This window comes from Pseudidiomarina sediminum DSM 21906, assembly GCF_000423165.1.
Classification (GTDB): Bacteria; Pseudomonadota; Gammaproteobacteria; order Enterobacterales; family Alteromonadaceae; genus Pseudidiomarina; species Pseudidiomarina sediminum.
The window spans coordinates 47,676-54,692 of record NZ_AUHL01000009.1; the positions used below are offsets into that span (position 1 = coordinate 47,676).

Consider the following 7,017-nt stretch of genomic DNA (forward strand, 5'->3'; position numbering starts at 1 on the left):
TTGAATGACAACGCCGACTATCGAAGAAATGCAACAAGAAGAAGCGCAATTTGCTGCGGCCTTCCTTCGTTCTATTGCAAATGAGCACCGTTTGCAGATTTTATGTCACCTCGCAGGTGGTGAGCAGAGTGTCGGCGAACTCAATCAACATTTCCCACTCAGCCCCTCGGCTTTCTCGCAACACCTTGCAGTATTGCGTCAACAGGGGCTAGTGAAATTTCGCAAAGAAGCGCAAACGATTTATTACTCGATTCAAGATCAAGACACACTAAAATTCATGCAGTTGCTGAAAGCTAAATTCTGTCCTGAACTTTAAGACGGCGATGTATCGTCGCGCCAGACCATAACCAGCGCGTCTTCACGTTTATCACCACAAGGATAATAGTTAGGACGCCGTCCAACCTGTTGGAAACCAAGCTTCACATACAGCTTAATAGCAGCAGTATTGCTTACCCGCACCTCAAGAAAAACAGTTGCTTTTGACTGCGTTGCCTGCGCGAGCAGATGCGCTAAAAGCTGACGACCAATTCCTTGGCCTTGAAACGATGGATGGACAGCAATGTCCATAAGCGTGATCTCGTCACAAACCTGCGACGCCACATAAAAACCTTGCAACTCATGTTGCTGATAATAACCCACGACTTGGTAACCAGCCTGCTGTAAGCAGTTCCTTAGCGTGGTTTCACTCCACGGAAACGCATGGCTTGCGGTTTCAATTGCAAACAACGCATCTGAGTAGGTATCAACGACGCTCAGCATGCGCACCGCTCAACTGCTTCCACAAGGCGCGCTTTTGCGCAGCGGATGGTTGGACGAGAGCCAGCTTTAGACGCTGTTCTGGCGCCCAGTTATCAGCAGCTGAGGCAGAGACTTCTGCGGGCTTCGCTGCATGGTCTTCGGTACAAGCGAAGAACAGATCACTTAACCATAATGGCACAGCGACAGGCAGACGCTCTTCTAACTCCAATAGCCAAGCACCAAGTTTATAAAAATAACACTCAGTAGCGGCGACCGGCGTTTCGGATTGCTGGTTTTGACGCGTTTGCCAATAGGTAAGTTGTAATGCCGCTAGCGCTTCACATTGCGAGGCATTCCAAAGCGTTTGATGATCTGAAGTATCTGGAGATTTCATAGGGGTTAGCTTAACGAATATAACACCTAGAAGAAAGTGGCAGGGGTGGAGGGATTCGAACCCCCAACCGTCGGTTTTGGAGACCGCTGTTCTACCAATTGGAACTACACCCCTGCAACGTAGAACCCGAATTATACTGGCCGCATGAGGTCTGGCAAGTCTTTTATCGCGATTTACGTTTACTTGCAGGTTTTTTCACCGATTTCCGCTGGGGGGTTTGATATACTCCTTATAGACTACTGACTTAGCCACAAGGTGACAGGATGACGCGCGATTGGTGGATTGGGTGGGTGCTTTTGTTGGGCTGCGTGATTTGCACTGCACCAACGTTTGCGCAACAGCTCGAAAAAACGCAAACGACTCTAGAGATCAACATCGCTGGTGTTGACGATGAAGTGCTATCCAACAATGTGCGAAGCTACCTTGAGTTACTCGACTACGCGGGTCAAACCGCACCAGCGAGCTTTCGGTTGCGTTATTTAGCGCGCCGTGGCGATACCTCAATCAAGCAAGCGCTTGAACCGTTCGGCTACTACCATACGCAGGTATCACACGAAATTGTGCGCGAGCAAGATGTAACCTACGTCAACTACAAGGTTGATGTTGGTCAACAAACCCAGCTGGCCTTGGTCGCTATCAACATCACGGGTGAGATGGCAGAAGACCCTGAATATCAGCGCTTACGCCGAAAGTTTACCTTAAAAGAAGGCCAGCCCTTCATCCATGCTAATTATGAGAAAGTGAAATCGCAACTACGTAGCCTTGCTGCAGAGCGCGGCTATTACGACGCGACCTTCACCCAGCAAGATGTGACCGTGGAGCTCAGCACCGCCACCGCCGCCATTCAGTTAAGTCTCGATAGCGGTGAGCGTTACGCTTTTGGCGACGTTAGCATTTGTTGCAACCATTTAAGCGACGACTTCTTACAGCGCTATTTTCAATTCTCACAAGGGGAGCCTTTCCACACCCGCGAACTCCTCGATTTACAGGTCGCCCTAGTCTCGAGTGACTATTTTGAGAATGTCGAAGTAGCCCCTTTATGGGACGAAGCAACTGCTGGAGAAGTCCCCGTTTCCGTGCGCCTCACCCCCAACCAACGCGATTTCTATCAAATCGGGCCAGGATACGGCACAGACACTCGTGCTCGCTTAACGCTAGCCTTTGATCGCCGCTGGATAAATGATCGCGGGCACCGTTTAAGTACCCTGATGCGCTTGTCTGAAGTGCAAAACACCGGTTTTATTGACTATATTATTCCCGGTACGAACCCGGCTCGGGATCAATACAGCATTACTGGCGAAATCAAAGACCGCAGTTACGAATCGCTCGACTCTACCCTATATAAAGCGGGATTTCGCGACACACGTTATTACGATGATTGGCAACGCACTTATCAACTCGCTTATCTACGTGAAGACTTTCGATTTGGCGATAACCCTCGTGAAAGTTCGACGTTTCTCGTTCCAAGTGCGGAGTTCAGCTGGGTCAAGAATGATCAAGATAGTGACAATCGTAACCTCATCGATAACGGCCTTCGATTCAGCGTTAAGCTTCAGGGGGCAAGTAATAGCGCGGGCTCAGACGCAAGTTTTGTCGCGGTCAGCGTTGGTGGGAAAGCAGTCCATAGTCTAACGGAGCGTTGGCGCGTACTGGCCCGCGGTGAGTTTGGCGTTATGCGCACCTCTAATTTCGATGCTATTCCGCCGAGTCTGCGCTTTTTCGCAGGCGGTGATCACAGCGTTCGTGGCTATGCGTATCAACAGTTAGGTCCTGAGAATGAGGATGGCGTCATCATCGGCGGCCGCTACCTTGGCGTAACTAGTGTTGAATTTGACTACCTCGTCGCACCCGATTGGCGCGTTGCGGTTTTTAGTGATTATGGCAACAGCGGCATGGAATGGTCCATGGCCTGGCGACAAAGTATCGGTGTTGGCGTGCGCTGGCTTTCCCCGATAGGCCCCGTCCGCCTTGATGTCGCACAAGCGATCGATGAACCTAATCGCCCGTGGCGTCTGCACCTAACCATAGGACCCGATTTATGAAGTGGATAAAGACCTTAGCAACCATCGTTGTCGGACTCTTCATTATTGTTCCGGTGCTTGCTTATGGGCTAATTAGTACAACTAAAGGTTCGGAGTGGCTCATCGATACCTTGCTCGCGTACACAGAGACCAACCTAAACTACGCTAGCATCGAAGGGCGCCTACTCGATGAGCTGACGCTTGAAGGCATCGAGTTTTCAAACGACAGTAGTACGATCTCAGTCAGCGCCGTAACTCTCAACTGGCAGCCCTTCGCACTGCTCGATAACCTTGTGCAAGTTAACCAATTACATATCGGTAATGTAACTGTGGTTAGTACCCAAGAAGCCGCCACCTCGAGCACACCGGTGAACTTACCTGAATTCTCATTACCCATCGCCGTGAACATCGATGAGCTAAGCTATCAGCAACAACTGCCCATTGCGGAAGATGCTCAAGCAAGCCTCCAAACTCAAGTCAAATGGAATGGCAACCGATTACAACTCTCACAATTACACCTGGTGACCAACTACAATCAAGGAGAGCTCAAACTTAATGGCGACATTAACATAACGACTGAAAAGGATTACCCATTACAAATTAAAACAGCGTACCAACTTCACTACCCGTATGCAGGAGTGAGTATCGACACCCTCGACGGAGAGCTTGAAATTACTGGGGCGATAGCTAGTGAGCTCAACGTAGATGGTATTCTGCAAGCAACGGATACGCCTACTCAGCATATTACGGCGAACCTAAGTAACCTCCTCACAGCGCCGCAATGGAATGCAAAACTAAGCCTCAACGCACTCCCCTTGAGCCCTTTTGTTGGTTTAATTGATAACTTACAACCTCAGTTAACACCGCTTATTACCTCAAACGCCCAAGTGTCGGGAGAGTTAACCGCTGACTCAGAACAACTCCTGATCGATAATCTTGTGCTCGACGCCATCAGCGCGACGGCCGGCGAGCTCAGCGTGACCGGCGTGTGGAAACATGCGAATTTCGCCCCAGGGCTTGCAGAACATGATTTTAAACTTGGCGTCCGGGCTGACAATATAGTACTGCCTCTCGCTGCCCCTGAGCTTTTACTCCAAACCCTTGAGTTACAACTCGATGGAAAACCCAATGACTATCAGTTTAGCGTCGCAAGCAATGCAATGCTTAGCCATCAACAAGAGAACTTGCTTGCTTTAGAACGTCTTCAAATGAACTTACAAGGCCAAGGTGACCTCAACCAGTTAACCTTAGATACGCTGACACTCAACAGTAATGAACTTAACGCCGCTGCGACGGCAACCGTGCAGTGGCAACCCGAGTTAGCGGTAAATCTCACCCTAACTGACGCGAATGCCAATTTAACTCTCGCCGGCGAGCCAACCTCAGCACAGGCGTCAGGCAGCATTAGGTTTGAACAGAACGCCTTACAAATTAATGAGTTCATTGTCAGTTTTGCCGGCACAACCTTTACTGCACACGGCACCACCGCAAAAGACAGCCATATTGAAGGTCGGCTGTTTGTTGAAAACCCAACACAGATCCCCGGCGCTCCCGCAGCGTTGCATGAAATCGATCAAATTGACTTAGCTTACACCTTCAACGCAAAAAATAACTTTTCTGACTTGGCGCTCACAGTTGAATCATTAGACGTTGCTACCGAATCATTCGGTCAACTCAAAACAACGCAGCCAAGTGATTTTATCTGGCAACATCAGGACGATGAATGGCGTTTAACCATCAATCCACTTTGTATGACGGATAGTACGGGGCGTATCGGACGTTTGTGCGCAGAAGCGACGGCAAGCCCTGCAACCACAACCCTTAACGTAGACGGACAGGACCTCGCCTTGGCTCTCCTCAACCGCTTACGTGAGCAAGACGTCGCTGAACGCATTGCCGGACGGTTAGCGCTAGACGCTAGCGTGGTCGTTGATACGCAAACGCAAAAAATAAAAACCATAGCGGGAAAGGTTAGTAGTGACTCTACGGTATTTTTCGCGCTTGACCAAGAAACAAGTACCAAGCTCGATTATTGGGAAATCAATGCGCAAGGTAATAGCGAGCAACTCACCGCAACCTTAGATGGCATGCTCGACGATGCACAAGGCGGTATTATTGGCGATCTAACACTCCAAGATCTCTATGGTGCGCAAGCAATTAACGGTTCATTGCTCTTCACGCTTGATGATTTGACGATGATGGATTGGGTGTTACCCGGTGTGCGCTACGAAGATGGCAAGGCTACCGCATCACTTCGCGTGACAGGAACTCTTGCCGCGCCTTCATTAGAAGGCGATATGGAGGTCTACGCGAAAACCGTTGGTTTTGCACAAACCAACCTGGTCTTTAATGACGTGCGCCTAGCATTAATTGATGATCCCAATACCGAGGGTGAATTACAGCTCGAAGGCCAAGCTCGTTCCGGCGAGAACGGAACCCTGTTCATTGAGGGCTTAGCCCTGCCCCTCGAACAAGAAGCCTACCTCGCGATCCAAGGCACCAACTTCCGGGCGATGCAAATGCCAACCATGACTGTAGATATCAGCCCAGATATCCGAATTTTCGTTAAGGATAAGCTGATTGATATTGCTGGCACCGTTGGTGTTCCTTACGCCTCTATAAATGCCCCTGAGTTCGAAAATGCTGTGACACGTTCAGCAGATGTGACCATAACCGAGCAAGGGGAGCCCGTGGTTACAAAAGACGAGAACTTAGGAAGCTTTAAGGTCAACGCGGCGATACGCGTGAATCTTGGTGAAAACGTTAGTGTGAACGCCTATGGGTTTGAAGGAAAATTGCGTGGCAGTTTAGAACTACTGGAGCGACCTACCCGACCCGTAACAGCGATTGGAAGCATTAGCGTTTACGATGGTTCCTATACCCTATATGGGCAAACATTAAATATAGAACGCGGCGCATTTATCTATAACGGTGGTGACGTAGGTAACCCAGGGCTTAGCTTGCAAGTGAAACGCTCCATCACAGATCCAAGTGCCGGCTCTCAAGTTTCCGTCGGCGCGCAAGTTGCTGGAACACTCACCGAGCCAGATTTTAGGCTGTTCGCTAGTCCAGCGATGCCTGATTCAGAAATATTATCCTATCTCTTGCTGGGTAGAAGTATGCAGTCTGCATCATCGACCAATTCAGAAGATCTTCAACTGCAAGCGCTACTTATGTTGGGAGCACGCGGAACTAATGCTATCGGCGAATCGTTACAAGACAGCTTAGGTATTGATGAAGTGAGTCTAAGTTCTGATCCCACGACCAGAGAGACGTCTTTTTATATCGGAAAGTACCTCTCACCTAAGCTTTACGTGAAGTATGGTATTGGTCTATTAGAAAGTACAAATACGTTTATGATTCGCTATCAATTAACTGAACGCTTGTTAATCGAGACAATGACCAGCACCAAGGCCCAAGGTGGAGATATGTTTTATACCTTTGAGCGGTAGTTGCTATTCGTTGCTAGTATCAGCAGCCAAACACAAAAAAAGCCCCCAGCGTTAGCTGAGGGCTTTTTCTTATTTGAAGCCTGGCGGTGCCCTACATTACTCCGGGCCTCCTGCCCTACGCCCTTCGGGCCGCTGCACGCAGCGGTCAAAATTGCTCCCGGCAATTTTGTCACATGCCCATGTTCGGGTAGCACAACACCCAAAACAAAAAATCCCCCGTACTTTCGTACGAGGGATGTTTTTATTTGAAGCCTGGCGGTGTCCTACTCTCACATGGGGAAGCCCCACACTACCATCGGCGCTGAAGCGTTTCACTACTGAGTTCGGAATGGGTCAGGTGGTTCCACTTCGCTATTGCCGCCAGGCATAAACTTTTCACACAAAATTGTCCGGAACAATTTTGAACGCTGCG

Annotated in this window: 5 protein-coding genes, 1 tRNA gene and 1 rRNA gene; 3 read left to right on the top strand and 4 right to left on the bottom strand. The window is 49.4% G+C overall.

The genetic code is table 11. The features are described 5' to 3' along the window. The first annotated feature begins 4 nt into the window (after nt 1-4). Complete coding sequence (locus G535_RS0104960) at nt 5-316, top strand: ArsR/SmtB family transcription factor (RefSeq protein WP_026861055.1); 312 nt, start codon at nt 5-7, stop codon at nt 314-316. On the opposite strand, the gene rimI is transcribed toward G535_RS0104960, so the two are convergent. From rimI to G535_RS0104975, 3 genes are all read right to left on the bottom strand, one after another. Beyond that, on the bottom strand, nt 313-759 hold the full coding sequence (gene rimI / locus G535_RS0104965) for a ribosomal protein S18-alanine N-acetyltransferase (RefSeq protein WP_026861056.1): 447 nt from the start codon (nt 757-759) through the stop codon (nt 313-315). The genes G535_RS0104960 and rimI overlap by 4 nt on opposite strands. Next, a complete protein-coding gene (locus G535_RS0104970; protein WP_026861057.1) occupies nt 743-1,132 on the bottom strand; it encodes a hypothetical protein in 390 nt (129 codons plus the stop codon). Before G535_RS0104970 ends, rimI begins: the two co-directional genes overlap by 17 nt. A gap of 37 nt (nt 1,133-1,169) precedes the next feature. Further along, a tRNA-Trp gene (locus G535_RS0104975) sits at nt 1,170-1,246 on the bottom strand. A gap of 149 nt (nt 1,247-1,395) precedes the next feature. Here G535_RS0104975 and G535_RS0104980 point away from each other — a divergent pair. Together G535_RS0104980 and G535_RS0104985 are read left to right on the top strand one after the other, a co-directional pair. Continuing rightward, nucleotides 1,396-3,174, top strand: a complete 1,779-nt coding sequence (locus G535_RS0104980) for an autotransporter assembly complex protein TamA (protein ID WP_034727703.1) — start codon at nt 1,396-1,398, stop codon at nt 3,172-3,174. Further along, complete coding sequence (locus G535_RS0104985) at nt 3,171-6,605, top strand: translocation/assembly module TamB domain-containing protein (RefSeq protein WP_026861059.1); 3,435 nt, start codon at nt 3,171-3,173, stop codon at nt 6,603-6,605. Before G535_RS0104980 ends, G535_RS0104985 begins: the two co-directional genes overlap by 4 nt. A 250-nt stretch (nt 6,606-6,855) precedes the next feature. Here G535_RS0104985 and rrf read toward each other — a convergent pair. Continuing rightward, nucleotides 6,856-6,970: ribosomal RNA gene (gene rrf / locus G535_RS0104990) — 5S ribosomal RNA — on the bottom strand. Nucleotides 6,971-7,017: the final 47 nt, after the last annotated feature.

Excerpts from the sequence above, each read along its gene's own strand:
- G535_RS0104960 (WP_026861055.1), top strand. The coding sequence starts at position 5 with ATGACAACGCCGACTATCGAAGAAATGCAACAAGAAGAAGCGCAATTT.
- rimI (WP_026861056.1), bottom strand. The coding sequence starts at position 759 with ATGCTGAGCGTCGTTGATACCTACTCAGATGCGTTGTTTGCAATTGAA.
- G535_RS0104970 (WP_026861057.1), bottom strand. The coding sequence starts at position 1,132 with ATGAAATCTCCAGATACTTCAGATCATCAAACGCTTTGGAATGCCTCG.
- G535_RS0104980 (WP_034727703.1), top strand. The coding sequence starts at position 1,396 with ATGACGCGCGATTGGTGGATTGGGTGGGTGCTTTTGTTGGGCTGCGTG.
- G535_RS0104985 (WP_026861059.1), top strand. The coding sequence starts at position 3,171 with ATGAAGTGGATAAAGACCTTAGCAACCATCGTTGTCGGACTCTTCATT.